The organism is Streptomyces sp. Tu 3180, from assembly GCF_009852415.1.
Lineage (GTDB): Bacteria > Actinomycetota > Actinomycetes > Streptomycetales > Streptomycetaceae > Streptomyces.
Window position 1 is genome coordinate 6,383,190 of the sequence record NZ_WOXS01000002.1, and the last position, 26,348, is coordinate 6,409,537.

22 protein-coding genes and 1 pseudogene are annotated in these 26,348 nt (G+C 72.8%); 7 read left to right on the top strand and 16 right to left on the bottom strand.

Annotated features, from left to right (window positions below; genetic code table 11):
- Positions 1 to 70 precede the first annotated feature (70 nt).
- On the bottom strand, positions 71 to 442 hold the full coding sequence (locus GL259_RS29455) for an NTP pyrophosphohydrolase (RefSeq protein WP_159536317.1): 372 nt from the start codon (positions 440 to 442) through the stop codon (positions 71 to 73).
- A gap of 79 nt (positions 443 to 521) precedes the next feature.
- On the opposite strand from GL259_RS29455, the pseudogene GL259_RS29460 reads away from it, so the two are divergent.
- Positions 522 to 1,546, top strand: a pseudogene (locus GL259_RS29460) (hypothetical protein).
- Between the two features lie 128 nt (positions 1,547 to 1,674).
- Here the strand turns inward: GL259_RS29460 and GL259_RS29465 are convergent.
- From GL259_RS29465 to GL259_RS29480, 4 genes are all read right to left on the bottom strand, one after another.
- Positions 1,675 to 3,804, bottom strand: coding sequence for a 3-hydroxyacyl-CoA dehydrogenase NAD-binding domain-containing protein (locus GL259_RS29465; protein ID WP_159536318.1), 2,130 nt, complete (start codon positions 3,802 to 3,804; stop codon positions 1,675 to 1,677).
- Complete coding sequence (locus GL259_RS29470) at positions 3,801 to 5,018, bottom strand: acetyl-CoA C-acyltransferase (protein WP_159536319.1); 1,218 nt, start codon at positions 5,016 to 5,018, stop codon at positions 3,801 to 3,803. The genes GL259_RS29465 and GL259_RS29470 overlap by 4 nt, the downstream gene beginning before the upstream one ends.
- A gap of 146 nt (positions 5,019 to 5,164) precedes the next feature.
- Positions 5,165 to 6,205, bottom strand: coding sequence for a LacI family DNA-binding transcriptional regulator (locus tag GL259_RS29475; RefSeq protein ID WP_159536320.1), 1,041 nt, complete (start codon positions 6,203 to 6,205; stop codon positions 5,165 to 5,167).
- A complete protein-coding gene (locus GL259_RS29480) occupies positions 6,202 to 8,604 on the bottom strand; it encodes a glycoside hydrolase family 2 protein (protein ID WP_159536321.1) in 2,403 nt (800 codons plus the stop codon). Before GL259_RS29480 ends, GL259_RS29475 begins: the two co-directional genes overlap by 4 nt.
- A gap of 151 nt (positions 8,605 to 8,755) precedes the next feature.
- On the opposite strand from GL259_RS29480, the gene GL259_RS29485 reads away from it, so the two are divergent.
- From GL259_RS29485 to GL259_RS29495, 3 genes are read left to right on the top strand one after another with little or no spacing between them, the layout of a single operon-like run.
- Positions 8,756 to 10,072 (top strand): ABC transporter substrate-binding protein, encoded by a 1,317-nt coding sequence (locus GL259_RS29485; protein ID WP_159536322.1) that lies wholly within the window; start codon positions 8,756 to 8,758, stop codon positions 10,070 to 10,072.
- Positions 10,072 to 11,022 carry a sugar ABC transporter permease gene (locus GL259_RS29490; protein WP_159536323.1) on the top strand — a complete coding sequence of 317 codons (951 nt, stop codon included), beginning with the start codon at positions 10,072 to 10,074 and terminating at the stop codon, positions 11,020 to 11,022. The genes GL259_RS29485 and GL259_RS29490 overlap by 1 nt, the downstream gene beginning before the upstream one ends.
- Positions 11,019 to 11,849: a carbohydrate ABC transporter permease gene (locus GL259_RS29495; RefSeq protein ID WP_159536324.1), complete on the top strand. Its 831-nt coding sequence runs from the start codon at positions 11,019 to 11,021 to the stop codon at positions 11,847 to 11,849. The genes GL259_RS29490 and GL259_RS29495 overlap by 4 nt, the downstream gene beginning before the upstream one ends.
- A gap of 15 nt (positions 11,850 to 11,864) precedes the next feature.
- On the opposite strand, the gene GL259_RS29500 is transcribed toward GL259_RS29495, so the two are convergent.
- From GL259_RS29500 to GL259_RS29510, 3 genes are all read right to left on the bottom strand, one after another.
- Positions 11,865 to 13,157: a ribonuclease D gene (locus GL259_RS29500; protein ID WP_159536325.1), complete on the bottom strand. Its 1,293-nt coding sequence runs from the start codon at positions 13,155 to 13,157 to the stop codon at positions 11,865 to 11,867.
- A 195-nt stretch (positions 13,158 to 13,352) separates the two neighbouring features.
- On the bottom strand, positions 13,353 to 14,015 hold the full coding sequence (locus tag GL259_RS29505) for a response regulator transcription factor (protein WP_159536326.1): 663 nt from the start codon (positions 14,013 to 14,015) through the stop codon (positions 13,353 to 13,355).
- A gap of 280 nt (positions 14,016 to 14,295) precedes the next feature.
- Complete coding sequence (locus GL259_RS29510; RefSeq protein ID WP_159536327.1) at positions 14,296 to 14,970, bottom strand: DUF3000 domain-containing protein; 675 nt, start codon at positions 14,968 to 14,970, stop codon at positions 14,296 to 14,298.
- A 145-nt stretch (positions 14,971 to 15,115) separates the two neighbouring features.
- Here GL259_RS29510 and hemE point away from each other — a divergent pair, with 145 nt between their 5' ends.
- A complete protein-coding gene (gene hemE / locus GL259_RS29515) occupies positions 15,116 to 16,186 on the top strand; it encodes a uroporphyrinogen decarboxylase (protein ID WP_159536328.1) in 1,071 nt (356 codons plus the stop codon).
- 101 nt (positions 16,187 to 16,287) lie between these two features.
- Positions 16,288 to 18,327: a SpoIIE family protein phosphatase gene (locus GL259_RS29520; RefSeq protein WP_159536329.1), complete on the top strand. Its 2,040-nt coding sequence runs from the start codon at positions 16,288 to 16,290 to the stop codon at positions 18,325 to 18,327.
- Positions 18,328 to 18,519: 192 nt separating this feature from the next.
- Here the strand turns inward: GL259_RS29520 and GL259_RS29525 are convergent, their stop codons facing one another.
- The 7 genes from GL259_RS29525 to GL259_RS29555 form a co-directional block, all read right to left on the bottom strand.
- Positions 18,520 to 18,852 (bottom strand): SAV_915 family protein, encoded by a 333-nt coding sequence (locus GL259_RS29525; RefSeq protein ID WP_159536330.1) that lies wholly within the window; start codon positions 18,850 to 18,852, stop codon positions 18,520 to 18,522.
- A 3-nt stretch (positions 18,853 to 18,855) separates the two neighbouring features.
- Entirely contained in the window at positions 18,856 to 19,761 is a 906-nt protein-coding gene (gene thpD / locus GL259_RS29530; protein WP_159536331.1) for an ectoine hydroxylase, read from the bottom strand.
- 48 nt (positions 19,762 to 19,809) lie between these two features.
- A complete protein-coding gene (locus GL259_RS29535) occupies positions 19,810 to 20,226 on the bottom strand; it encodes an ectoine synthase (protein WP_159536332.1) in 417 nt (138 codons plus the stop codon).
- Between the two features lie 63 nt (positions 20,227 to 20,289).
- Entirely contained in the window at positions 20,290 to 21,582 is a 1,293-nt protein-coding gene (gene ectB / locus GL259_RS29540) for a diaminobutyrate--2-oxoglutarate transaminase (RefSeq protein ID WP_159536333.1), read from the bottom strand.
- A 68-nt stretch (positions 21,583 to 21,650) separates the two neighbouring features.
- Positions 21,651 to 22,139, bottom strand: a complete 489-nt coding sequence (gene ectA / locus GL259_RS29545) for a diaminobutyrate acetyltransferase (RefSeq protein WP_208026534.1) — start codon at positions 22,137 to 22,139, stop codon at positions 21,651 to 21,653.
- A gap of 689 nt (positions 22,140 to 22,828) precedes the next feature.
- Complete coding sequence (locus GL259_RS29550) at positions 22,829 to 23,500, bottom strand: hemerythrin domain-containing protein (RefSeq protein ID WP_159530024.1); 672 nt, start codon at positions 23,498 to 23,500, stop codon at positions 22,829 to 22,831.
- A gap of 152 nt (positions 23,501 to 23,652) precedes the next feature.
- The gene (locus GL259_RS29555) at positions 23,653 to 24,465 is read right to left on the bottom strand and encodes a rhomboid family intramembrane serine protease (RefSeq protein ID WP_159536334.1); all 813 of its coding nucleotides are present in this window, start codon (positions 24,463 to 24,465) and stop codon (positions 23,653 to 23,655) included.
- A gap of 134 nt (positions 24,466 to 24,599) precedes the next feature.
- On the opposite strand from GL259_RS29555, the gene GL259_RS29560 reads away from it, so the two are divergent.
- Entirely contained in the window at positions 24,600 to 24,923 is a 324-nt protein-coding gene (locus GL259_RS29560) for a hypothetical protein (RefSeq protein ID WP_159536335.1), read from the top strand.
- Between the two features lie 18 nt (positions 24,924 to 24,941).
- Here the strand turns inward: GL259_RS29560 and GL259_RS29565 are convergent, their stop codons facing one another.
- The gene (locus GL259_RS29565) at positions 24,942 to 26,339 is read right to left on the bottom strand and encodes an FAD-dependent oxidoreductase (RefSeq protein ID WP_159536336.1); all 1,398 of its coding nucleotides are present in this window, start codon (positions 26,337 to 26,339) and stop codon (positions 24,942 to 24,944) included.
- Positions 26,340 to 26,348 lie beyond the last annotated feature (9 nt).

Consider the following 26,348-nt stretch of genomic DNA (forward strand, 5'->3'; position numbering starts at 1 on the left):
ACCACGGGGCCGCCCGGCGCCGGCGGCCCCGTACCGGCCGGTGCCCGCGCGGCAGGAGGCGCCGCGGGGCTCAGCGGGGCACGGACCGCGGGCCGGTGACCTCCGCTCCGAGGTCCGTCACCCTGCGGCGCAGTGCGCGGTCGGCCGTGACGACCAGGACGGGGCGGTCGCCGGCCCCGGCCACCAGGCCGACCACGTGGTCGTCGCCGCTGCCCGGGGCGGACTCCACCCGGACGCCCGGCACCGACTCCACCCCGCGGGCCGCGCCCTCGACCACCAGGACGATCTCCACCGGGCCGGAGCGGCCGGGCAGGCGGTCCGACGCCAGCCGGTCGCGCAGGCGTTCCGCGGCGCCCCGGCGGTCCCGCCACCAGCCGTCGGGCACCGACCCGACGACGTTCGCGGCGTCGACGATCACGAGCAGGGCGGCGGTGTCGTTCATCCCGTCAGGGTCCCACGCGGCGGCCGGCGGGCGGGGGCCCGGACCGTCCTGCGCGGACCCGCTTGCGTAGGGTGAAGCGGTGAACGGCGACTGGCTCCTCCGCGGCCGCGACGGCCGCCTCACCGTCTACCTGCCGTCGGACGACGCCGTCCTGTGCCGCGCGGAACTCGCCCCCGGCGGCCCCTGGGGGCGCCGCGCAGGGTCGGCGGCACCCAGGCACTGCACCCGGGGCCGGCCGTCGGCCAGGGCGCCGACGGCTACGCCCACCTCGTCGCCTGGCGGCCCGCGGCGCCCGGTGGGTCGGGCCTGGTGCACTCCACCCACTTCCGCCCGCGGCTCGCCCCCCTGGACTGGAACCCGGCCGGCCACCCCGACGGGAAGGGCGAGCGCACCGGGACACCGGCGGTCGCCGTCGACGACCGGGGGAGCGCGCACGTCTTCGTCCGCAACCGGGGCGGCGGGGTGAGCCTGCTGGCGCAGCGGGAGAAGGGCGGCTGGAACCCGTGGCAGGACCTCGGCGGGGAGGACGTCCGGGACGGACTCGCCGCCGTGACGGGGGAGTCGGGGCGGGTCGAGCTGTACGCGGCCGTCCCCGGAGGGATCCTGCACTGGCGCCAGGAGGAGCCCGGCGGGCAGCCGGTGCGCGGGGAGCGCGCCGACGTGTCCGTACGGCCGGGCACCCTCCGTGCGCTGGCCACCTCCGCCGGACACACCACCCTCTTCTTCACCGACGGGCGCGGGGAGCTGTGCGCCTGGCGGCCCGGTGACGCGGGCGGCGGACCGGTGCCCCTGCTCGCCGCGGCCGGCCCCGGCCCGGTCTCCGCCGTGCGCCGCGTCGTCGGGGGCCACGACTGCACGGTGCTCGCCCAGCGCTCGGCGAGCGGCCGCGTCGCCTTCGCCGCGTACCCCACACAGCAGGAGGCGAGGGGCGCGGCGTGGACGGAGTCGGGTCCCGCGCTGCCGGCCGACGCGGTGGTCTGCCTCGCGCGCGACGCCGCCGGCGACGTGGTCGCGGCGAGCCTGTCGCCGTCGACCGGGCAGCTGCTGCTGGCGCGGCAGAAGGAGGAGGCGGGGCTGGCGCTCAGGGCGTGGCAGGCGGTCTGACGGGATGCCCGGCGGGGTGTGTCCGCGGTCCTCGCCGCGGGCGCGGCCCGCGGCGGCCCGGAAGCAGGGCACAAGGACGAAGGGGGCCTCCGCGGTGTGCGGAGGCCCCCTTCAGCCGTGTACGGCCGTCACGCCGGGACCGAGGCCACCCCGGGCTCCAGGAACCGCTTCCCGTTCACCCGCTCGGAGACGCCCTCACGGTCCAGGTACGGCGTGATGCCGCCCAGGTGGAACGGCCAGCCGGCACCCGTGATCAGGCACAGGTCGATGTCCTGGGCCTCGGCGACGACGCCCTCGTCGAGCATGAGCCCGATCTCCTGCGCCACCGCGTCGAGGACGCGGGCCCGCACCTGCTCCTCCGTCAGGACGGTGTCGCCCTGCTCGAGCAGCGCCGCGACCTCCGGGTCCAGCTCCGGCTTGCCGCTGTCGTAGACGTAGAAGCCGCGCTTGCCCGCCTCGACGACCGCCTTGAGGTTCGGGGAGACCGTGAAGCGGTCCGGGAACGCCCGGTTGAGCGTCTCGGAGACGTGCAGGCCGATCGCGGGACCGACCAGCTCCAGCAGCACCAGCGGCGACATCGGCAGACCGAGCGGCTCGACCGCGCGCTCGGCGACCTCGACCGGGGTGCCCTCGTCGATGACGTTCTGGATCTCGCCCATGAAGCGGGTCAGGATGCGGTTCACGACGAACGCCGGGGCGTCCTTGACCAGCACCGCGGTCTTCTTCAGCTTCTTGGCGACACCGAACGCCGTGGCCAGCGAGGCGTCGTCGGTCTTCTCGCCGCGGACGATCTCGAGCAGCGGCAGGACGGCGACCGGGTTGAAGAAGTGGAAGCCGACGACCCGCTCGGGGTGCTTCAGCTTCGAGGCCATCTCCGTCACCGACAGCGAGGAGGTGTTGGTGGCGAGGATCGCGTGCGCCGGGGCGACCGCCTCGACCTCCGCGAACACCTGCTGCTTGACGCCCATCTCCTCGAACACGGCCTCGATGACGAAGTCCGCGTCCGCGAAGCCCTCGGCCTTGTCCAGCACACCGGTCACCAGTGCCTTGAGGCGGTTGGCCTTGTCCTGGTTGATCCGGCCCTTGCCGAGCAGCTTGTCGATCTCGGCGTGGACGTAGCCGACGCCCTTGTCGATGCGCTCCTGGTCGATGTCGGTCAGCACGACCGGCACCTCGAGGCGGCGCAGGAACAGCAGCGCGAGCTGCGAGGCCATCAGGCCGGCACCGACGACGCCGACCTTGGTGACCGGACGCGCCAGGCTCTTGTCCGGGGCGCCGGCGGGACGCTTGCCGCGCTTCTGCACCAGGTTGAACGCGTAGATGCCGGCGCGCAGTTCGCCACCCATGATCAGGTCGGCGAGGGCCTGGTCCTCGGCGTCGTAGCCCTGCTGGAGGTCGCCGTTCCTGGCGGCGGCGATGATGTCCAGGGCGCGGTAGGCGGCCGGGGCCGCGCCGTGCACCTTGGAGTCGGCGATGAAGCGGCCCCTGGCGACGGCCTGGTCCCAGGCCTCGCCGCGGTCGATCACCGGGCGCTCGACCTCGATCTCGCCCTTGAGGACGGCCGCGGTCCAGATCAGCGACTGCTCCAGGAAGTCGGCGCCCTCGAAGATCGCGTCCGCGATGCCGAGTTCGTAGACCTGCGCGCCCTTGAGCTGCTTGTTCTGGTTGAGGCTGTTCTCGATGATGACCGAGACGGCCTTGTCGGCGCCGATCAGGTTCGGCAGCAGGGTGCAGCCGCCCCAGCCGGGGACCAGGCCGAGGAAGACCTCGGGCAGGGAGAACGCCGGGAGGGCCGCGGACACCGTGCGGTAGGTGCAGTGCAGGCCGATCTCGACGCCGCCGCCCATGGCGGCGCCGTTGTAGTACGCGAACGTCGGCACGGCCAGCTTCGACAGCCGCTTGAAGACGTCGTGGCCGCCCTTGCCGATGGCGAGCGCGTCCTCGTGCCGCTTCAGCAGCTCGACGCCCTTGAGGTCGGCGCCGACGGCGAAGATGAACGGCTTGCCGGTGACGCCGACGCCGACGATCTCGCCGTCCGCGGCCTCCTTCTCGACCCGGTCGATCGCGGCGTCGATGTTCGCCAGCGACTGCGGGCCCAGCGTGGTCGGCTTGGTGTGGTCGTGACCGTTGTCGAGGGTGATCAGGGCGAAACGGCCCGCACCCAGCGGCAGGTCGAAGTGGCGTACGTGCGCCTGCGTGACGACCTCGCCCGGGAACAGCTCGGCCGCACCCTTCAGCAGCTCTGCGGTGGTGCTCACTTGTCCCCCTCGAAGTGCGGGTTCTCCCAGATGACCGTCGCGCCCATGCCGAAGCCGACGCACATGGTGGTCAGGCCGTAGCGGACCTGCGGCTGCTCCTCGAACTGGCGGGCCAGCTGCGTCATCAGGCGGACGCCGGAGGAGGCCAGCGGGTGGCCGAAGGCGATGGCGCCGCCGTACTGGTTGACGCGCTCGTCGTCGTCGGCGATGCCGTAGTGGTCCAGGAAGGCGAGGACCTGGACGGCGAAGGCCTCGTTGATCTCGAACAGGCCGATGTCGGAGATGGACAGGCCCGCCTGGGCGAGCGCCTTCTCCGTGGCCGGGATCGGGCCGTAGCCCATGACCTCGGGCTCCACGCCCGCGAAGGCGTAGGAGACCAGGCGCATCTTGACCGGCAGCCCGTTCTCGCGGGCGAAGTCCTCGGAGGCGATGACCGAGGCGGTGGCGCCGTCGTTCAGACCGGCCGCGTTGCCCGCGGTGACCCGGCCGTGCACGCGGAACGGCGTCTTGAGGCCCGCCAGGTTCTCCAGGGTGGTGCCCGGGCGCATCGGCTCGTCGGCGGTGACCAGGCCCCAGCCGGTCTCGCCGCCCTCCGGGTTGGTGCGGCGCACCGAGACCGGCACCAGGTCGGCCTGGATCTTGCCGTTGGCGTACGCCTTGGCGGCCTTCTCCTGGGAGCGCACCGCGTACTCGTCCGCGCGCAGCTTGGTGATCTGCGGGTAGCGGTCGTGCAGGTTCTCCGCGGTCATGCCCATGAACAGGGCGGACTCGTCGACCAGCTTCTCGGAGACGAACCGCGGGTTGGGGTCGACGCCCTCGCCCATCGGGTGGCGGCCCATGTGCTCGACACCGCCCGCGATGGCGACGTCGTACGCGCCGAAGGCGACGGAGCCGGCCACCGTGGTGACGGCGGTCAGCGCGCCGGCGCACATGCGGTCGATGGAGTAGCCCGGGACCGAGGTGGGCAGGCCCGCGAGGATGCCGGCCGTGCGGCCGATGGTCAGGCCCTGGTCGCCGATCTGCGTGGTCGCGGCGATGGCGACCTCGTCGATCTTCTTGGGGTCGAGCCCGGGGTTGCGGCGCAGCAGCTCCCGGATGGCCTTCACGACGAGGTCGTCGGCGCGGGTCTCGTGGTAGATGCCCTTCGGGCCCGCCTTGCCGAACGGGGTGCGGACGCCGTCGACGAAGACGACGTCCCTGACGGTACGAGGCACGATGGCTCTCCTCCAGGGTGCGGGATGGCACTGCTGCGTTGCGCTGAGCGCGCGCTCAGAACCCATGCTACTTGTGGGTAACGTAGCAGCCCAGTCCCCCCGCCCCAAGCGGTGAAGGTCACACCTCGGGCGTCACGCCCCCGACGTCACGCCTTCGGGGGAGCCGTCGAGCCGCGCGGGGTGAGGAGCGGCGTCGGCACCGGGTGCGAGCCGGGCCCCTCCCCGGTGATCACCCCGAACAGCGTCCGCGCCACGTCCGCGCCGAACCCGTGCACGTCGTGGCTCATCGCGGAGAGCGTGGGGCGGGTCAGCCGGCACAGCTGGGAGTCGTCCCACGCCAGCAGGGACACGTCCTCCGGCACCCGCAGCCCCATCTCGGCCGCCACCGACAGCCCGGCCACCGCCATGATGTCGTTGTCGTACACGATCGCCGTCGGCCTCTCCGGCGGCGCGGCGGCCAGCAGCGAGCGGGTCGCCCGCGCGCCCGCGTCCCCCGAGAAGTCGGTGGCCACCTGCCAGGCCCGGGCGGCCGGCTCCAGCGCGCGGACCGCCTCGTCGAAGGCGGCCGTGCGGATCGAGGTGTGCCCGAGCGCCGCCGCGCCGCCCACCCGGGCGATCCGCCGGTGCCCGAGCGCCGCCAGATAGCGCACCGCCTCGGTCACGGCCGTGGCGTCGTCGGTCCACACGGAGGTCAGCCCGCCGGTCAGCGAGGGGTGCCCGACGGCGACCACCGGCAGCCCGAGCCGCCCGGCCACCGCGGGGCGGGGGTCGTCGGCCCGGAAGTCGACCAGGATCGACCCGCCGATCTGCCGTCCCCGCCACCACGACTCCATCAGCCCGACCTCCTCGTCCTGGCCGCGCACCAGCCGCAGCAGCAGCGAGCAGGACCGCTCGACCAGGACGCTCTCCACCCCGGAGATGAACTCCATGTAGAAGGGCTCCAGGCCGAGCAGCCGGGCGGGCCGGCACACGGCCAGCCCCACCACGTCCACGCGCGAACCGGCCAGGGTCCGCGCGGTCGGGCTCGGCGCCCACCCCAGCTCCCGCGCCGCCCGGAAGATCCGGTCCCGGGTCGCCTCCGACAGGCCCGGCTTCCGGTTGAAGGCGAGGGACACGGCCCCCTTGGACACGCCGGCGCGCGCGGCGACGTCCTTGATGGTGACGCGAGGGGGCGGCGTTGCCGTCATCGAGTGGGCTCCACGCAGTACAGGGCGGAACGGGCGGTGTCCGGGTCCGGAGTCTTCCAGCCCCGCACCCCGATGGTCACCTCTTCCCCGGGGAGCAGCGTCACCAGCCCCCGGTCCGCACGGGCGTCCGGGTCCAGCCGGTCGGCCTGCAGCAGCAGGTCCCGCACCAGCGTGCGGGCCGTCACCGTGATCCCGTCCGGGGCGAGCGCGACCTCGAACTCCGGCCGCGGGTAGGGGATCTCCCGGTCCGGGGCGGGGAAGTGCAGCGCCCGCAGCCCTTCCGCGTCCCCGGCCTCCCCCCGCGCGTCGGCGACCAGGAACTCCCCGGGCCCGGCGGGAACCAGCTCCGGGGGGACCCCGACCTCGGCCACGGTCCGCCCCCCGGCGGCCAGCGCCGGGCTCGCCTCCCCGATCACCGTGCCGTCGACGGACATCCGGCGCAGCCGCAGCGTGCCGTGCCAGTCCCCGGCGGACTGGTTGACCGCCGCGACCACCAGGCCGTCACCGTGCGCGCGCACGGTCACCAGCCGGTCGGCGTACAGCCGCCGCAGCTCGTGGTAGAGCGGTTTCTCCCGGCCGTCCCCGTCGATCGCGGCCCACGAGGTGACCGGCCAGCAGTCGTTGAGCTGCCACACCACCGTGCCCGCGCACACCGGCCAGTGCGAGCGCCAGTGCTCGATCCCGGCGGCGATCGCACGGGCCTGGTTGACCTGCGTCAGGTAGTGCCAGCGGTCGAAGTCCCCCTCCGGGACGGCGAAGTGACGGGCCAGCCCGCGCTCCAGCTTGCCGTTGCCGTCGTCCGCCTTCTGGTGGTGCAGCATGCCGGGGGAGTCCGGCGCGAGCTCCTCCCCGGGCAGCGCCCGCCGCAGCGTGGCGTACGCGGGCGGCGCCTGCCAGCCGAACTCGGCCACGAAACGCGGGACGCTCAGCCGGTAGTCGGCGTGGTCGGCGCGGTTCCACACCTCCCAGGAGTGGTGCGTGCCGTGCGCCGGGTCGTTCGGGTGGTGCAGCCAGGAGCCGGACCAGGGGCTGCCCGCGGTGTACGGCCGCGTCGGGTCCAGCTCGGCCACCACCCGCGGCAGCAGGCCCAGGTAGTACCCCTCGCCCCAGGAGTCCCCGGCCAGCCCCGGTTCCCAGTCCCAGTCCCTGAAGCCCCACAGGTTCTCGTTGTTGCCGTTCCACAGCACCAGCGAGGGGTGCGGCATCAGCCGTACGACGTTCTCCCGGGCCTCCGCCTCCACCTCCCCGCGCAGCGGCTGCTCCTCGGGGTAGGCCGCGCAGGCGAACGGGAAGTCCTGCCAGACCAGCAGCCCCAGCTCGTCGCAGGCGTCGTAGAAGTCCTCGCTCTCGTAGATCCCGCCGCCCCAGACGCGGACCAGGTCCACGCCCGCGCCGGCCGCCTGCTCCAGCCGCCGCCGGTAGCGCTCACGGGTGATCCGGGACGGGAAGACGTCGTCCGGGATCCAGTTGACGCCCCGCGCGAACAGCCGCTCGCCGTTGACGGCCAGGGTGAACCCGGTCCCGTGCGCGTCGGACGAGGTGTCCAGCTCCACGGTGCGGAACCCGATCCGGCGCCGCCACGCGTCCAGTGGCTCCTCGCCGTGCAGCAGCGTCACCTCGAGGTCGTACAGCGGCTGTTCGCCGTACCCCCGGGGCCACCACAGCCGCACGTCCGGCACCTCGAGCCGCACGGTCCCGCGCGCCCCGTCGATCCTCGCGCGGGCGCGCACGCCGCCGACGGCCGCCTCGACGGTGAGCGGCGCCTCGACCCGGGTGCGCTCCACGTCGACGGCCAGCTCGACCCGGCCCGTGCCGCCCTCGGCCGTGACGAGCGGGCGCACCCGGGCGATCCGGGCCGTGGACCAGTGCTCGAGCCGCACCGGCCGCCAGATCCCGGCCGTCACCAGGGTCGGCCCCCAGTCCCAGCCGAACGAGCAGGCCATCTTGCGCACGTACTGGTAGGGCTCGGCGTAGGCGCCGGGCCGCTCGCCCAGCCGGCCGCGCACCGCCTCGGCCTCGGCGTAGGCGGAGGCGAACCGCACCGCGAGCCGCCCGCTCAGCCCGGTCACGTCGAAGCGGTAGGAGCGGTGCATGTTGCGCACCCGGCCCAGCGGCCGCCCGTCGAGCAGGATCTCGGCGACGGTGTCGAGCCCGTCGAAGACGAGGTCCGTCTGCTCGTGCGCGCCCGGCCCGGCGGCCAGCTCCGTCTCGTACGTCCAGTCCCGCCGGCCCACCCACGCCACCTCGGTCTCGTTCCGGCCGAGGAACGGGTCGGGGATCAGCCCAGCCGCCAGCAGGTCGGTGTGCACGCACCCCGGCACCGCGGCGGGGAGCGGGTCCCCCGTGCCGTCCGGGTCGCGCAGAATCCATCCGTCGGTGAGCGGTGTGACCTGACGCATGCACACTCCCTAAACCGGTTCACCCGTGTCCGGGCAACGTTTTGGCACCGTTGGCGCAATAGAGACTTTACCGGTTCAGTAAAGGGCTGTCAGAGTGCCGAACCAGCCAACCCACTCGTGCTCGTCCGCCCCGTGAACGGAGCTGGTGCACATGAACCGCCGCAAGGTACTCGCCGGATCGATCGCCTCCCTCGCCCTCCTGGCCTCCGCCTGCACGGGCACGGGGGGCTCCTCGAAGGGCGCGGACGCGAAGGCGCCCGAGGACCCCTCCGAGGCCAAGGGCTCCATCACGGTCCTCACCCACCGGACCGACCTGGTGCAGGACGGGACGATGGAGAAGTACGCCGCCGAGTTCAACAGGACCTACCCCGGGGTGAAGGTCGAGTTCGACGCCCTCACCGACTACGAGGGCGAGGTCAAGATCCGGATGAACACCGAGAACTACGGCGACGTCCTGATGATCCCCGCGGTGATCGAGAAGAAGGACTACCCGAAGTTCTTCGCCTCCCTCGGCAGCGAGGCCGAGCGCGGCGCCAGGTACCGCTTCACCGACTACGCCACCGTGGACGGCAAGGTCTACGGCCAGAGCCCGATCGGCGTCGTCCCCGGCTTCGTCTACAACAAGAAGGTGTGGAGCGAGGCCGGCGTCACCGACTGGCCCACCACCCCCGCCGAGTTCCTCGACGACCTGGAGGCGATCAGGTCGAGGACCGACGCGGTGCCGTACTACACCAACTTCAAGGACATGTGGCCGCTGACCCAGTGGACCAACGTCAACGGCTCCGTCGGCTGCGACGCGGACGCCACCACCGAGCTCGCCGAGGGCGACCCCTGGGCCGAGGGCGCCGACCTGCGCGTGGGCGACACCCTGCTGCACGACATCGTGCGCCGCGGCCTCGCCGAGAAGGACCCGACCACCACCAACTGGGAGGCGTCCAAGCCGAGGCTGGCCAAGGGGGAGATCGCCACCATGTGGCTCGGCTCCTGGGCCGTCGTGCAGATGCGGGACGCCGCGAAGCAGGCCGGCGCCGACCCCGCCGACATCGGCTTCATGCCCTTCCCGGCCCAGAAGGACGGCGTGTTCTGCGCGGTGACCTCCCCCGACTACCAGCAGGCCGTCAACGTCCACTCCGACGACAAGGCCGCCGCCCGCGCCTGGATCGACTGGTTCACCGACGAGTCCGGCTACGCGGCGGCCAACCTGGCCCTGTCCCCGCTGAGGGACGCGCCGCTGCCCGACGTGCTGAAGCCCTACGAGGAGCAGGGCGTGAAGCTCATCGACCTCGACGACACCAAGGGCGGCGAGGTGAAGACCATCGACAACCGGTCCGAGGTCGGCATCTACAAGCCCGACTACCGCCAGGAACTCGTCGACCTGGCCCGCGGCGCGCGCCGGGGCAGCCTCGACGGCTTCTTCGGCGACCTCGGCAAGCGGTGGGCCGAGGCGCGCGACTCGCTGGGGTCCTGATGACGGACACCACCCGCAGGGCGGCGCGGCCGGTGCCCCCGGCCGCGCCCGCCGGGCCGAAGCGGGCACCCGCCCCGCGCGGCGCCCGGCTGTCGCGCCGCCTCACCCCCTGGCTGTTCCTGATCGCCCCGCTGGCCCTGCTGCTGACCTTCACCTACGCGCCGATCGCCAACATGGTCGCCTACAGCTTCACCGACTGGGACGGCGTCAGCCCGGAACTGAACTACACGGGCACCGAGAACTACACCGAACTCCTCACCCGCTCCGAGCTGTTCGAGGTGTTCCTCGTCAGCGGCTACTACCTCGTCGCGTCCGTGGTGCAGATCGTCCTCGCCCTCTACTTCGCCACGGTCCTGAGCTTCGACGTCCGCTTCCGCAGCTTCTTCAAAGGCGTGCTGTTCTTCCCGTACCTGATCAACGGGGTGGCGATCGGCTTCGTCTTCCTCTACTTCTTCCAGGACGGCGGCACCCTGGACTCCGTGCTGAGCCTGCTCGGCGTGGAGAGCGACCACGCCTGGCTGGGCACGCCGTTCTCCGCGAACACCTCGCTCGCCGGCGTCTCCGTCTGGCGCTACCTGGGCCTGAACTTCGTGCTGTTCCTCGGCGCCATCCAGTCCATCCCGGGCGAGCTGTACGAGGCGGCCGAGATCGACGGCGCGGGCCGCTGGCACCAGTTCCGGCACATCATCGCGCCCGGCATCAAGCCCGTGCTGGGCCTGAGCGTGGTCCTGTCCGTCTCCGGCTCGCTGTCGGTCTTCGAGATCCCGTACGTCATGACCGGCGGCGCCACCGGTACCGAGACGTTCGTGATCCAGACCGTGAAGCTGGCCTTCCAGTTCAACAAGACGGGGCTCGCCTCGGCCGCCGCCGTCGTGCTGCTGCTGATCGTCCTGGCGGTCACCTGGGTGCAGCGGCGCATCGTCCCCGACGAGAAGGTGGACCTCGTATGACCCGCCGCACCGTGGCCCGCGCCCTCGTCCACCTGTCGCTGGTCCTCGCGACGCTGGTCGTGCTGCTGCCGCTCACCGTGATCTTCCTGACCTCGCTGAAGTCCTCGAAGGAGATGGCGAACGGCAGCGGGGCGCTGGCCCTGCCCGACGACCCGCTGAACCTCGACAACTACGTGACCGCGTTCCGGGACGGGCAGATGCTGTCCGCCTTCGGCAACACGGCGGTCATCCTGGTCGTCGCCGTCGGCGGCACGATCCTCATCGGCTCGATGACGGCGTACGCGATCGACCGCTTCCGGTTCCGTCTCAGGAAGCTGGTCGTGGCGCTGTTCCTGCTCGCCGCGCTGGTTCCCGGGGTGACCACCCAGGTGGCGACCTTCCAGATCGTCAACAGCTTCGGGATGTTCGACAGCCTGTGGGCGCCGATCGCGCTCTACATGGGCACGGACATCGTGTCGATCTACATCTTCCTGCAGTTCATCCGCTCCATCCCGGTCTCCCTGGACGAGGCGGCGCGGCTGGACGGAGCGGGCGCCTTCACGGTCTACCGCAAGGTGATTCTTCCGCTGCTCAAGCCGGCGATCGCGACGGTGGTGATCGTGAAGGGGATCAACGTCTACAACGACTTCTACATCCCCTTCCTCTACATGCCCTCCGAGGATCTTGGCGTGATCTCGACGTCGCTGTTCCGCTTCAAGGGCCCGTTCGGAGCGCACTGGGAGACGATCTCGGCGGGCGCGGTCCTGGTCATCCTGCCCACCCTGATCGTCTTCCTGTTCCTCCAGCGCTTCATCTACAACGGCTTCACGAGGGGGGCGACGAAGTGACGCGCCCCGGGGCGGCTAGGCGCTCTCCGCCGAGGCCAGCGCGGCGACCAGGACCGGCGTCACCTGCTCCACCTGCCAGGGCCGCGCCCCGTACCCGGTCAGCGCCGCGGCGACCGACCGGTCGTCGGCCGGCTTCGGCGGCTCCCAGCACACCCGCCGCACCGTGTCCGGTGTGATCAGGTTCTCCGGCGGCATGTTCAGCCGCTCGGCGAGCGCGCCGACCCCCGCCCGGGCCGCGGAGAGCCGGGCCGCGGCCGCCGGGTCCTTGTCGGCCCACGCGCGCGGCGGCGGGGGACCGGTCACCTGCTGGCCGGGCTGGGGCAGCTGCGACTCGCTCAGCGCCTTCGCCCGGTCGACGGCCGCCTGCCACTGCTCCAGCTGGCGCCGCCCCACGCGCTGCCCGAAGCCGTTCAGCGCGGCCAGGGCGTGGACGTTGGCCGGCAGGGCGAGCGCGGCCTCCACGATGGCCGCGTCCGAGAGCACCTTGCCGGGGGAGACGTCCCGGCGCCGGGCGATCCGGTCGCGGGTCTGCCACAGCTCCCGCACGACGGCCATCTGCCGGCGCCGGCGCACCTTGTGCATGCCGGAGGTGCGCCGCCAGGGGTCCTTGCGGGGCTCCGCCGGCGGCGCCGAGGCGATCGCGTCGAACTCCTGCCGGGCCCACTCCAGCTTGCCCTGCCGGTCCAGCTCCTTCTCCAGCGCGTCCCGCAGGTCGACCAGGAGCTCGACGTCGAGGGCGGCGTAGCGCAGCCAGGGCTCGGGCAGCGGGCGGGTGGACCAGTCGACGGCGGAGTGCCCCTTCTCCAGCACGTAGCCGAGCACGTTCTCGACCATCGCGCCGAGGCCGACCCGGGGGAACCCGGCCAGGCGTCCGGCCAGCTCGGTGTCGAAGAGGTGGGTGGGGACCATGCCTATCTCGCGCAGGCAGGGCAGGTCCTGGGTGGCGGCGTGCAGCACCCACTCGACGCCGGACAGCGCCTCGCCCAGGCCGGACAGGTCGGGGCAGGCGACGGGGTCGATCAGCGCGGTCCCGGCGCCCTCGCGGCGCAGCTGGACCAGGTAGGCGCGCTGGCCGTAGCGGTAGCCGGAGGCGCGCTCGGCGTCCACGGCGACGGGGCCGGTGCCCGCGGCGAAGGCGGCGACCACCTCGGCGAGGGCGGCCTCGTCCGCGATCACGGGCGGAACGCCCTCGCGGGGCTCGAGCAACGGGATCGGCGCCTCCGTAGCAGAAGATCCGCCGTCGTCCGGAGGGGCGCCTCCGGTGGTTCGCAGTGAACTGTCTGCTGCGGTGTCGTGGGCGTCGGTCACCTGTCAAGGGTATCCGTGTCGCGAAGGCGCCCGTCGACGGAACGTTCCGTCGACGGGCGCCGTGGGATCGCAAACCGGTCAGGACGTGAGGGACCGGGCTCGCGGACCCGCGGGAGAGCGGGCCGGGAGCAGCGGCCGGTCCCGTTCACGCCGGCGAACCGACCGGCGGGGGCGGGGGCGGGGCGGTGGGGGAGGTCAGTGGATGATGCCGGTGCGCAGGGCCACCGCCACCATCCCGGCGCGGTCACCCGTGCCGAGCTTGCGGGCGATGCGGGCGAGGTGGCTCTTGACGGTCAGCGCGGACAGGCCCATCGAGACGCCGATCGCCTTGTTCGACTGGCCCTCCGCCACCAGCCGCAGCACCTCGACCTCGCGGCCGGACAGTTCGCGGTAGCCGCCCGGGTGGCTCGGAGCACCCGGGGGGCGGCGGTGCAGGCGCGCGGCGGCGGCGCCGATGGGAGCGGCACCGGGTCGGGTGGGGAGCCCGAGGTTGGTGCGGGTGCCGGTGACGACGTAGCCCTTCACTCCGCCGGCCAGCGCGTTGCGCACGGCGCCGATGTCGTCGGCGGCGGACAGGGCGAGGCCGTTGGGCCAGCCGGCGGCGCGGGTCTCCGACAGGAGGGTGAGGCCGGAGCCGTCCGGCAGGTGGACTTCGGCGACGCAGATGTCACGGGGGTTGCCGACGCGGGGACGGGCCTCCGCGACGGACGAGGCCTCGATGACATCGCGCACACCGAGCGCCCACAGGTGGCGGGTGACGGTGGAACGGACGCGGGGGTCGGCCACGACGACCATGGCGGTCGGCTTGTTCGGGCGGTAGGCGACCAGGCTTGAGGGCTGCTCGAGGAGAACGGACACCAGGCCTCCTGGGGTGCGGGACGGGGCCGGCTCGTGGGGGGTGTAGCCGGGACTAACCGTGCTTTCAAGGTCACAGTCGTCTTCGGCAACAAACCTGTTGTCCTTTAGGGAATGATCACGATCTGGTGAGTAACAATCCGGGCAATTCGGACGCACGATCGATCATTCGAAGATCGAACGGTTTCGCTCCGTGTCACAACGCTTCCGAAAGTGGTCGTATCGACAAAGAGATCGGCGAAAGAGATCGGCGTCGACGGCCGCCGGGATCCCCGGAGGGGGCTCACCGCGACTGCGGCCCCCTGCGCTGCGGCAGCGTCACCACCGAGGCGTCCCCGGGGGCGGCCGGCGGCAGCCCCGCGACCTGGGCCAGCAGGTCGCACCACGCGACCAGATGGGAGGCCGTGTCCGGCACCCCGCCCGGGCCCTCCCGGGGCGTCCAGGACGCACGGATCTCGATCTGCGAGGCGGCCGGCCGCTCCGACAGCCCGCCGAAGTAGTGGGAGCTCGCACGGGTCACCGTGCCGCTCGGCTCGCCGTACGCCAGCCCCCGCGCCGCGAGCGCGCCGGTCAGCCAGGACCAGCACACGTCCGGCAGCAGCGGATCCGCCGCCATCTCCGGCTCCAGCTCCGCCCGCACCAGGGTCACCAGACGGAAGACGCCCCGCCAGGCGTCGTGTCCGGCCGGGTCGTGCAGCAGCACCAGCCGGCCGTCGGCCACGTCCTGCTCGCCGTCGACGACCGCCGCCTCCAGCGCGTACGCGTACGGCGCGAGCCGCTTGGGCGCGGGGGCCGGCTCCACCTCGATCTGGGGCCGCAGCCGCGCGCCGCGCAGCGCGTCGACGGCGGCTCGGAAGGGCAGCGGGGGCGTGCCCCCGTGCCCGGGATCCGTCCCGGTCTCCTTCGGTTCGTCCATTCCGCCAGCGCCGTCCGACAGTCGTCCCTGAGCCGCAGCCATGCGGGGAAGATTAAGGGGAACGGGCGCCCGGCGCGGGGAGGGACACCCTCGCCGCCCCACGGTGTCCGGATCGTGTCCCGCGGGCGCCGCGCACCGGACGCCCTGCGGTGCGGGGGCGCCGGCGGGCCGTGCGAGACTTGCCGGTGTGAGTGCCAACGTGAGCCCGACGGCGGGTGTGCAGCCGACCGCGACGTACGACAGTGCCTTCCTGAGGGCGTGCAGGCGCGAGCCCGTCCCGCACACCCCGGTGTGGTTCATGCGGCAGGCCGGGCGCTCACTGCCGGAGTACCGCAAGGTCCGCGAGGGCATCGGGATGCTCGAGTCCTGCATGCGCCCCGACCTGGTCACCGAGATCACCCTCCAGCCGGTGCGCCGCCACCACGTGGACGCGGCGATCTACTTCAGCGACATCGTGGTCCCCCTCAAGGCCATCGGCATCGACCTCGACATCAAGCCCGGCGTCGGCCCGGTCGTCGAGCAGCCGGTCCGCACCCGCGCCGACCTCGCCCGGTTGCGCGACCTCACCCCCGAGGACGTCTCCTACGTCACCGAGGCGATCGGCCTGCTGACCCGCGAGCTCGGGTCCACCCCGCTGATCGGCTTCGCGGGCGCCCCGTTCACCCTCGCGAGCTACCTCGTCGAGGGCGGCCCGTCCCGCACGTACGAGAACGCCAAGGCGATGATGTACGGCGACCCCGAGCTGTGGGCCGACCTGCTCGACCGCCTCGCGGACATCACCGCCGGGTTCCTCAAGGTCCAGATCGAGGCCGGCGCCTCGGCGGTCCAGCTGTTCGACTCCTGGGCCGGCGCGCTCGCCCCGGCCGACTACCGGCGCTCGGTGCTGCCCGCCTCGGCGAAGGTGTTCCGCGAGGTCGCCGGCCACGGCGTCCCGCGCATCCACTTCGGCGTCGGCACCGGCGAGCTGCTCGGCCTGATGGGCGAGGCCGGCGCGGACGTCGTGGGCGTCGACTGGCGCGTCCCGCTGGACGAGGCCGCCCGCCGCGTCGGCCCCGGCAAGGCGCTCCAGGGCAACCTCGACCCGACCGTGCTGTTCGCCGGCCGCGAGGCCGTCGAGGCCAGGACCCGCGAGGTGCTCCGGACGGCCGCCGGCCTGGAGGGCCACGTCTTCAACCTCGGCCACGGCGTGATGCCGTCCACCGACCCGGACGCCCTGACCCGCCTCGTGGAGTACGTCCACACGCAGACCGCGCGCTGACCCGCGCGCACGCGCCGCCGCGCGTCGGAACCCGGGTGCGGGGTACTGGGCATACAGCTGCCCACCACGTCCGCTCCCGGGTCCGGCCAGGTGGAGGCCTCATGCGGCTCGAAATGTTCGACCCCGCCCCGATCGGCGTCGTGTTCACCCAGGGGCCGGAGCACCGGCTCGCGTACACCAACGAGCTCTACCGCAAGACCTTCGGCGACCGTCCGCTGGGCCGCCCCGTCCGCCAGACCTTCCCCGACCTCGAGCAGTCCGGCTACTTCGAGATCTTCGACCGGGTCTTCGCCACCGGGGAGCCCGAGGTGCTCACGGCCGTGCCCGTCGACCTGGCCTTCCCGCACGCGGGAACGCGCTACTTCACGTTCAGCGTCTCCCACGCCACGATGAGCGACGGCCGGCCGGGAGTGCTGGGCGTGATCGTGGAGGTCACCGAGGAGGTGACCGCCGCGGAACGGATCCGCGTCCTGTCCGAGGAACGCCGCCGAGCGCTGCTGCGCTACCGCAGCCTGGTCAACGCCGGATCCCAGATGGTGTGGGTGACCGCGCCCGAGGGCGGGGTCACCGAGCCGAGTCCCGGCTGGCAGCGGGTGACCGGGCAGAGCTGGGAGGAGTTCCGGGGCGACGGGTGGATCGACGCGGTCCACCCCGACGACCGCGCCGCCATCGTCGAGGAGTGGCGCCGGGCCCTGGACGAGGTGAGGCCGCTGTTCACCCACGCCTACCGGCTGCGGCTGGCCACGGGCGGCCACCGCCACTTCGCCGTCAACGCCGCACCGGTCCGCGACGGCGACACGGTCGTCGAGTGGGTGGGCATCTGCCGGGACATCGAGCAGGAGTGGCAGGACGCCCGTCGCGAGGAACTGCTGGCCCGCGCGACCGCCGTCACCGCCGACACCGTGCGGCCGGACGAGATGCTCGCCGCCCTCACCGGGGTGATCGTGCCCGACATCGCCGACAGCTGCGCCATGTACCTCCTCCCGCAGGCCCTGCACCGCACGCCGGGGACCGCGCTGACCGCCGAACGCGTCGCCGCCCTCACCCGCGAGGACCGCCCCGACCTCCCCCCGCACCACGCGGAGCACCTGGGGCCGGGCAGCCCGCTCGCCCGCGCCGCAGACCGGCGCAGCCCGGTCCACGCCGTCTTCCCGCCCGGCTCGCCCCCGCCCGACCTCGCCCCGCCCGGCGCCGAGCCCTGGCTGGCCCCCGACGCCAACAGCGTCGTGCTGCTCCCCGTCGTCGTCGACGGCACCACCGCCGCCCTGGTCGCCGCCTCCGTCTGCGGCGACCGGCCGCCCCTGGGCCGGCCCGAGATCAGCCTGCTGCGGACCCTCCTGGAACGCGCCCACGCACCGATCGGCAAGGCCCTGGAGTACCAGCGCACCCGGCAGGTGGCGCTGGCCCTCCAGCACAGCCTGCTCACCGATCCGCCGGACGTGCCCGGCCTCGGCATCGCCGTCCGCTACCGGCCCAGCACCTCGGCCGCCGAGGTCGGCGGCGACTGGTACGACTCCTTCGTGCTGCGCGACGGCGCCACCGTCCTCACCATCGGCGACGTCTCCGGCCACGACCTGCCCGCCGCCGTCACCATGAGCCAGCTGCGCAACATGCTGCGCGGACTCACCCTGGACCGCCAGGAACCGACCGGCGCGATCCTGCGCCGCCTGGACGTCTCCGTGCAGACCCTCTACCTGGAGTGCACCGCCACCTGCGTCCTGGGCCGGGTCGAACCCACGGAGCCCGGCCGCTTCCAGCTCCACTACTCCGTCGCGGGACACCCCCCGCCGCTGCTGGTCGAAGCGGACGGCACCGCGCGCTTCCTGACGCGGGGCCGCTCCCCGATGCTCGGGCTCGTCCCGCACCCCGAGTACGACAGCGCGGTGGAACCGCTGCCCCCCGGCTCCACCCTGCTGCTCTACACCGACGGGCTGGTGGAGCGCCGCGAGGAGGACATCACCACCGGTCTGGAGCGGCTGCGCCACCACGCGTCGGCCGCCGCCCGGCGCCCGCTGGAGGCCTTCTGCGACGAGCTGCTCGCCGGTCTGCCGACCGTCGGCAACGACGACGACGTGGCCCTGGTGGCCCTGCGGCTGCCCGCGCCCCCGGCCGGGAGCCACGGGCCCGCGGCCCGGGAGTAGCGGACGCCCCTGCCGTCCCGGCCGTGCGCGCCGCCCGAAGAGCACGCCGCGCGGCTCGGGCGGGGGCGGCGTGCCCGGACGCGCCGCCGCGCTCCTGCCCACCGCGTGCGGCAGCGACCGCGGACCCGCCCGCACCGGCAGCCCGGACGAGACCGCGGAACCGCCCGGCGCCCCCCTGTGGGTGCGCCTCGGTCACCCCCGCCGCTGTGCGTCCTTCCGCGGGGGACTCACGGTGCGTGGTGGCCGGAGCCGGTGGGCCGACGACCGCGGGTCGACGGTGAGGGGGCACCCCAGGGGTGAGGTGAGGGAGCGCAGCGCGGCGGCGGAGAGCCTGATCCAGGGGTGGCCCCGGCCGAGGGTCGCCAGCAGCTGCGCGGAGGTGGTGAAGGCGACGGCCGTACGGCGCCCGGAGGGAGTGCGGAAGAAGCGGGTCACGAAGTAGCCGCGTTCCGGACGGACGGGTACGTACAGCGGACCGCCCGGCGCGTCGGGTGCGGCCTCGGGGTCGCTTCGAGGATCCGCCACGCTTCACCTCACCGGTGTGAAGTCCCGCGCTCCGATGAACGCGGGCCGTCGTGCCGGTGCCGCGAAGGGTTCCTCCGCCGCGTTCTCCACGCTGTTGAACACGATGAAGACGTTGCTGCGCGGGTAGGGCGTGATGTTGTCGCCGGAGCCGTGCATGGCGTTGCAGTCGAACCAGGTCGCCGAGCCGGCCCTGCCGGTGAACAGCCTGATGCCGTGCTCGCCCGCCATCCTGGTCAGCGCCTCGTCGGACGGGGTGCCCGCGTCCTGCATCTGCAGCGACTTCTTGTAGTTGTCCTTCGGTGTCCTGCCCGCGCAGCTCAGGAAGGTCTTGTGCGAGCCGGGCATGATCATCAGACTTCCGTTGGTGTCGTGGTTGTCGGTGAGCGCGATCGACACCGACACGGTCCGCATGCGCGGCAGGCCGTCCTCGGCGTGCCAGGTCTCGAAGTCCGAGTGCCAGTAGAAGCCGCTCGCCCCGAAGCCGGGTTTGACGTTGACGCGGGACTGGTGGACGTACACGTCCGAGCCGAGGATCTGGCGGGCCGTTCCCACCACGCGCTCGTCGCGCACGAGCGAGGCGAACACCTCGCTGATCCGGTGCACCTCGAACACCGAGCGGATGTCCTGCGACGCGGGCTCGACGACCGCGCGCTCGTCGGCGCGGACCGCCGGGTCCCGGATCAGTCCGTCCAGCTCGGCCCGGTGGAGGGTCACCTCGTCCGGGTCCAGCAGTGCGTCCACGGTCGTGAAACCGGTGTGCTCGAAGCCCAGCAGCTCGCCCTGCCCGAGGGGACCCGGCGTACCGGGCGCGGACCACACCACGGGGTCCCGGCGCGGCACCACGGCCTCGGTCCTGCCACGGGTGGGGTACGGGTCGGTGGTCCGACGGGGGTTGGACAGCGTCGTCATGGCGTCCTCACGACTCCTCGGTCTGGATGTCCGCGGTCTCGGATTCCGTCAGCTCGTGGCCTCCCCCCAGGCATGCGGATCCGGGGGAGGGTAGACGCCGTTCTCGTCGTGATCCTCCAGACCCGTCACGGGCGGGTTGAAGACGCACACGCAGCGGAAGTCGGTCTTGGGCCGCAGGGTGTGCCGCTCGTGCCCGTCCAGCAGATACATCGTTCCCGGCGTGATCCAGTGCCTCTCGCCCGTCTCCTCATCGGTCAGCTCGGCCTCGCCCTCGACACAGAGCACGGCCTCGACGTGATGGGCGTACCACATCGTGGTCTCCGTCCCGGCGTACAGCGTCGTCTCGTGCAAGGAGAAGCCGACCCGCTCCCTGGCCAGCACGATGCGCTTGCTCTCCCAGGTGCCGGACGCGCCCACGACGTGCCGGTCGGTGCCCTCGATCTCCTTGAAGGAACGCACGATCACGGTGGTGTCACCTTTCTTCCACGGGGGACTGATCTCCTGCGTGACCCGCAGCGCTGCGCGCGCTCAGCGGCGAGGAGGCCGCGGCGAAGGATCGACTTCCCGCACCGCACGGGCGAACAGCGCGATCCCTTCCTCCAGTTCCTCGTCGCTGATGGTCAACGGCGGGAACAGCTTGACGACTTCGCTGTCGGGACCCGACGTCTCCAGGAGCAGCCCCAGTTCGAAGGCGCGGGCGCAGACGAGGGAGGCGCACGAGGTGCCGGCGAACTCCACGCCCCACGCCAGGCCCCGGCCGCGCACGCCGGAGGCGCGGGCCGGCCCGTCGGTGGCGACGGTGTCCAGGGCCTGCCTGATCTGCTCGCCGCGGGCCAGGGTCTGCTTCTCCAGCCCGTCGTCGCGCCAGTACTCCTCCAGCGCGGCGGTGGCCGTCACGAAGGCCGGACTGAAGCCGCGGAAGGTGCCGTTGTGCTCCCCGGGCTCCCAGATGTCCAGTTCGGGGCGGAACAGGGTCAGCGACATCGGCAGTCCGTATCCGCTGACGGACTTCGACAGCGTCACGATGTCCGGCGTTATGCCGGACTCCTCGAAGGAGAAGAACGCACCGGTGCGGCCGCAGCCCATCTGGATGTCGTCGATGATCAGCAGCATGTCGCTGCGCCGGCACAGTTCGGCGAGGTCACGCAGCCACTCGGCCCGCGCCACGTTGATCCCGCCCTCGCCCTGCACGGCCTCCACGATCACGGCCGCCGGGGTGTCCAGGCCGGAACCCCTGTCCCCGAGCAACCGCTCCAGCCACAGGAAGCCGGACGTCCGGTCGTCCAGGGGGTCGTCGAAGGGCACGGGGGTGGCGTGCACCAGCGGAATGCCCGCGCCCGCCCGCTTGAAGGCGTTGCCGGTGACGGCGAGGGAGCCCAACGACATGCCGTGGAAGGAATTGGTGAAGAAGACGACGGCTTCCCGGCCCTTCACCTTGCGGGCCAGCTTCAGGGCCGCCTCGACGGCATTGGTGCCGGCAGGACCCGGGAACATCACCTTGTACGGCAGTCCGCGCGGCTCCAGCACGATCTCCTGGAAAGCTTCGAGGAAAGTCCGCTTGGCGACCGTCGACATGTCGAGGGCGTGGGTGACGCCATCCTTCTCGAGGTAGTCGAGAAGCGCCCGTTTGAGGACCGGGTTGTTGTGTCCGTAATTCAGTGCGCCCGCACCGGAGAAGAAGTCCAGGTACGGTCGGCCGTTCTCGTCGTGCAGTCGGCTGCCGTTGGCGTGGTCGAATACCGTGGGCCAGTTGCGGCAATAACTGCGCACTTCGGACTCGAGTGTCTCGAAGACGTCCCGGTCGGAATCTGCAGCTGCCATGAGGGCTCGCTCCTCCGGAGGGAAAGAGAAAGGAAACGGAATGCCGGTCCCGTCGATCGCGTCGGCTGTCAGCGCAGCGGTCCGATGCGGTACAGGAACTCGGCCTCATGGGCATCGGGAAAAAGCTCCGCGGGGAACAGCATGTCCCTTTCGAGCGGTGCCGCATGCCGCTTGGCGAACGACCGGAACAGCCTGTCCGACGCGGCGTTGTCCGGACTGACGGTCGTCTCCAGGTACCGGAGGGCGCCGGCGGCCGCCAACCGGGCGGTGAGGTGGTCCAGCATGGCACTGGCGATGCCGTGTCCCCGCTGCTCCCGATCCACGGCGATCTGCCAGACGGCAAGGGCGTCGGGCTGCTCGGGACGGTGGAATCCTGTGACGAATCCGACCGGCGCGCCACCGCTCCGCAAAGCCACCGCGGACGTACGGGCGAATTCTTTGAACCACAGCAGGTAACTGTAGGAGGAATTCACGTCGAGCACCCCGGAATCACGGGCGATGCGCCACGCTGCGGCCCCGTTCTCGACCGTAGGGACTGTCATGGCCAGTGTGTCCATGAAACACACCTCGCTCTCCCCGTGCGAACCGAACCGCGCGGTTGAGTACGCCCGGATTGACTTGCGTGTCTTCCGTGTCTGCCGGGATTGCCCCCTCCGATGGGGGCACGTGCCTTGCGGGGAGCGCCTTCGTCCCGGCCGTCCGCATGAGGACGCAGGGCGAACGCCTCCGGCTCGATGCTACGTCCGTGAGGCTGCGGAAGGCCAGGCGGGCCGACCTGTTTAGATGCGAAGAAAGGGGAAATTCCCTCGCCGGTCGCGGGGAAACCAGAACCGTGCGGTCTGTTTCACGGGAATTTCCCGCGGAGGGCGACGGAATTCTATCAATCGGCGCCCGAGCCGGCGAACCGGTATGGCTCCGGCTCGGGGCGGGCGGGGACGCCCGTCACCGGGCCGGCCCGCCGGGTCGGTCGGAGGCGGTGCGGGATCCCCGGACGGCGGCGAGGCCCGGCGTCACCTTCCCGGCCTCCTCCGGCGGCGCGTCGTCCACCGCTCCGGTGTGCCGGGGCCGGCCGCGCCGGCTCGGGTGCGGTGGTCGTCGTGGTCCGCGCGCGTGCCGGATGCCGGTGCGGGCCGGTGGTCGTCGCGGTCGGTCGTGGGGTGCTCCCGTGTCGACGGGCCGGGGCCGTGCGCGGGGGTCCCCGCGTACGGCCCCCGGGCGTGCGCGGCGGTGGGGTGGGCGGGCCGCCTCAGTGCCGTTTGCGCTGCACCGCGACGGCCGCGAGTGCGGCGACGAGGGCCCCGGCCAGGCCGACGAGCACCTTCTTGGCCACGGCGGCGGAGCTGCCGAGGGCGTCGCGCACGCGGTCGTGGACGCTGAGCGGCACGCCGAGGAGCGCGTTGCCGGGGGGACGCCGCGGGACGACGGGGTGGGGGTGGGTGGGGGCGGTCTGCCGCACCGTCTCCCAGGCGGTGCCGAGTGCGCGCAGCCGAACGGGGTCCATCGCCTCCTGCAGCCGGGGCAGGAGGAGGTCCTCCTCGTCCCTGATGTCCTGCCGTATCAGCGCGAAGGCCCCCCGCACCTTGTCCTCGCGCTCGGGGTCGCCGGGAGGAAGGCGTTCGACGTCCGCCACGAGACCGTTGATCTGCTGGTGCTCCTCCTCGACCCGGGAGGTCAGTTCCTCGCCGTCCGGGACCGAGCGCCGCACCGCCGGCCACAGCACGGTCTCCTCCGCGAAGGCGTGGCTGAAGACCAGCTGGACGACCTGCTTCAGGGCCTGTTCGCGCCGGGGGCCGTCGTCGAGGGTCCGGTACTCGTTCATCAGCCGGTCCATCTCCTCGTGGTCACGGCGTTGCCGCGCCAGGACGCTGGCGCGGCCCCCCAGCTGCTCGACGGTCTGGTCCTTGAGGGTCCTGGGCATGGCTCGCTCCCGTTCGTGCGCCGGAGAGGGGGGCCGGTGGCGCGTCCCTGCGGTCCTCCGGGCCCTTCTGCTCGGTCCGGGTACCCCGGCCCGGCCCGGCACACCGCACAACGCCGTTCCTTCCTCGTGTTGCCCGCTCGTGCGGCAGGCCCCTACCGGGCCCGCCGGCCGAAGAGGACGCCGCGCGGCTCCGGCGGTGGGGGAGTGCCGGGCTTGAGCGGCCAGGCGAGGAGCATGCCGACCGCGAATCCGACCACATGGGCCACGTAGGCGACGGTGCCGGCGTCGGAAACGCCCTGGCCGGCGGAGTAGAGCGCCTGGAGCACGAACCACAGGCCCAGCACGATCCAGGCGGGCAGCCGCAGCGGCAGGAAGATCAGGAACGGCACCAGCACCCAGACCCGTGCCTTCGGGTACAGCACCAGATAGGCGCCCAGCACCCCCGCGATCGCCCCGGAGGCGCCGATCAGGGGCTCGCCGGAGCCGGCGTTGAGCAGGGCGAAGCCGTAGGAGGCCGCGTAGCCGCAGACGACGTAGAACAGCAGGAAGCGGACGTGCCCCATGCGGTCCTCGATGTTGTTGCCGAAGATCCACAGGAAGAGCAGGTTGCCCAGCAGGTGCAGCCAGCCGCCGTGCAGGAACATCGCCGTGAGGACGCTCAGCTCCGGGGACTTGTCGTAGCCGGGCGGCCCCACCACGCACCCGGGGCCCTGCGGACCCACCCCGGTGTCGCCCGTGGGCACCAGGCGCGGCATCCGGTGGTGGATCAGCTCCTGCGGCACCGCCGCGTACCGCTCCAGGAACGCCTGGAGGTCGCACAGCCGTGCGAGGGAGCTCTCGCCGGTCAGCGAACCGGCGACGCCGGGGGTGAGGAACAGGAAGACGGCGAAGTTGGCTGCGAGCAGCGCGTACGTCACCCAGGGGGTGCGCCGCGCCGGATTCACGTCATGGACGGGGATGACCACGACCCCCTTGTGCCCGGGCGACGGCCGGCGAATCCGCGCGGGGCCGCTGAACACCGCCGTCCGGCCGTGCGTATCACTCGTCAACCGCCCGCGGCGCGGGGAAGGGGCCGCGGGGCCGACGTGAGGAACAGGCGATGAACGACCGAGTGACCCGCGCGATGCACGCGCTGCCCGACGGCGAGGCCGAACTCACGCTCGTGGTGCGCCTCCCCTGGGAGGACGTCGCCCGGCTCGGCCAGGAGGCGGGGCGGCTCGCCTCCCAGATGCAGCGGCCGGTGACGCTGGACGAGGCGGCGAGCCACCGCCTGCGCTCGGTGCGGGCCACCGCCGCGCACGCGAAGCCGGCGGGGGAGCAGCCGCCGGCGGTGGCGTCCGCCGCGTCGGTGTCCTCCCTGCCGGCCCGGCCCCCGGCCGAGCAGGCACGCCAGGTGATCGACCGGATCAACGGGACGGCGTAGGCGCACGCCGGCGCCGGCTCACGCGGTGTCCCGGATCCTCGCCGCCGCCTTGCGGGCCGCCACCAGGACCGGGTCCCAGACCGGGGAGAACGGCGGGGCGTACCCCAGGTCCAGGGTCGTCATCTGTTCCACCGTCATCCCCGCCGTGAGGGCGACCGCCGCGATGTCGACCCGCTTGCCCGCGCCCTCGCGGCCGACGATCTGCACGCCGAGGAGGCGGCCGGTGCGCACTTCGGCGAGCATCTTCACCGTCATGGGGGAGGCGTTCGGGTAGTAGCCCGCGCGGCTGGTCGACTCGATGGTGACCGACGCGAAGCGCAGGCCCACGCGGCGGGCGTCCTTCTCGCGCAGGCCGGTGCGCGCGATCTCCAGGTCGCACACCTTGCTGACCGCCGTGCCGACCACGCCGGGGAAGGTGGCGTAACCGCCGCCGACGTTGGCGCCGATGATCTGGCCGTGCTTGTTGGCGTGCGTGCCGAGCGGGATGTGCCGCTCCTGCCCGGAGACCAGGTCGAGCACCTCCACGCAGTCGCCGCCGGCCCAGACGTCCTCGTGCCCGCGCACCCGCATCGAGCGGTCGGTCAGCAGCCCGCCGTGCTCCCCCAGGGGGAGTCCCGCCGCCCGCGCGAGGGCCGTCTCGGGCCGCACCCCGATGCCGAGGACGACGACGTCCGCCGGATACTCCGCGTCCTCGGTGGCGACCGCCCGCACCCGGCCGTCGTCCCCCACGAGCAGCTCGGTGACCTCGGCGTCGTTGACCATGGTGATGCCCAGGCCCTCCATGGCCTCGTGCACCAGCCGCCCCATGTCGGGGTCGAGGGTGGCCATGGGCTCCTTGCCGCGGTTGACGACCGTCACCTCGTAGCCGCGGTTGATCATCGCCTCGGCCATCTCCACGCCGATGTAGCCCGCGCCGACCACCACCGCCCGGCGCCCGCGGGTGCGGGCCAGCGTGTCGAGCAGCGCCTGCCCGTCGTCCAGGGTCTGCACCCCGTGCACCCCGGGGGCGTCCATGCCGGGCAGCTCCGGACGGATCGGCCGCGCCCCCGTCGCGATCACCAGCTTGTCGTACGACGTCCAGGACTCGGTGCCCGCGTCGACGTCGCGCGTGCGCACCCGCCTCCGGTCGAGGTCGATCTCCGTCACCTCGGTGCACAGCCGCAGGTCGATGTCGCGCGCGCGGTGCTCCTCGGGGGTGCGCGCGATCAGCCGGTCCCGCTCGGGGACGTCACCGCCCACCCAGTACGGGATGCCGCACGCCGAGTAGGAGGCGAAGTGGCCGCGTTCGAACGCCACGATCTCCAGTTCGTCCGGGCCCCTCAGCCGACGGGCCTGCGACGCCGCGGACATCCCCGCGGCGTCGCCGCCGATCACGACCAGACGTTCCCTCGCACCCCGCGCATCGCTCATGCTCATGCGAACACG

Excerpts from the sequence above, each read along its gene's own strand:
- GL259_RS29485 (WP_159536322.1), top strand. The coding sequence starts at position 8,756 with ATGAACCGCCGCAAGGTACTCGCCGGATCGATCGCCTCCCTCGCCCTC.
- GL259_RS29490 (WP_159536323.1), top strand. The coding sequence starts at position 10,072 with ATGACGGACACCACCCGCAGGGCGGCGCGGCCGGTGCCCCCGGCCGCG.
- GL259_RS29495 (WP_159536324.1), top strand. The coding sequence starts at position 11,019 with ATGACCCGCCGCACCGTGGCCCGCGCCCTCGTCCACCTGTCGCTGGTC.
- ectA (WP_208026534.1), bottom strand. The coding sequence starts at position 22,139 with ATGGACACACTGGCCATGACAGTCCCTACGGTCGAGAACGGGGCCGCA.
- GL259_RS29550 (WP_159530024.1), bottom strand. The coding sequence starts at position 23,500 with ATGCCCAGGACCCTCAAGGACCAGACCGTCGAGCAGCTGGGGGGCCGC.
- GL259_RS29480 (WP_159536321.1), bottom strand. The coding sequence starts at position 8,604 with ATGCGTCAGGTCACACCGCTCACCGACGGATGGATTCTGCGCGACCCG.
- GL259_RS29455 (WP_159536317.1), bottom strand. The coding sequence starts at position 442 with ATGAACGACACCGCCGCCCTGCTCGTGATCGTCGACGCCGCGAACGTC.
- GL259_RS29565 (WP_159536336.1), bottom strand. The coding sequence starts at position 26,339 with ATGAGCATGAGCGATGCGCGGGGTGCGAGGGAACGTCTGGTCGTGATC.
- thpD (WP_159536331.1), bottom strand. The coding sequence starts at position 19,761 with ATGACGACGCTGTCCAACCCCCGTCGGACCACCGACCCGTACCCCACC.
- GL259_RS29560 (WP_159536335.1), top strand. The coding sequence starts at position 24,600 with ATGAACGACCGAGTGACCCGCGCGATGCACGCGCTGCCCGACGGCGAG.
- GL259_RS29475 (WP_159536320.1), bottom strand. The coding sequence starts at position 6,205 with ATGACGGCAACGCCGCCCCCTCGCGTCACCATCAAGGACGTCGCCGCG.
- GL259_RS29510 (WP_159536327.1), bottom strand. The coding sequence starts at position 14,970 with ATGGCTGCGGCTCAGGGACGACTGTCGGACGGCGCTGGCGGAATGGAC.
- ectB (WP_159536333.1), bottom strand. The coding sequence starts at position 21,582 with ATGGCAGCTGCAGATTCCGACCGGGACGTCTTCGAGACACTCGAGTCC.
- GL259_RS29520 (WP_159536329.1), top strand. The coding sequence starts at position 16,288 with ATGCGGCTCGAAATGTTCGACCCCGCCCCGATCGGCGTCGTGTTCACC.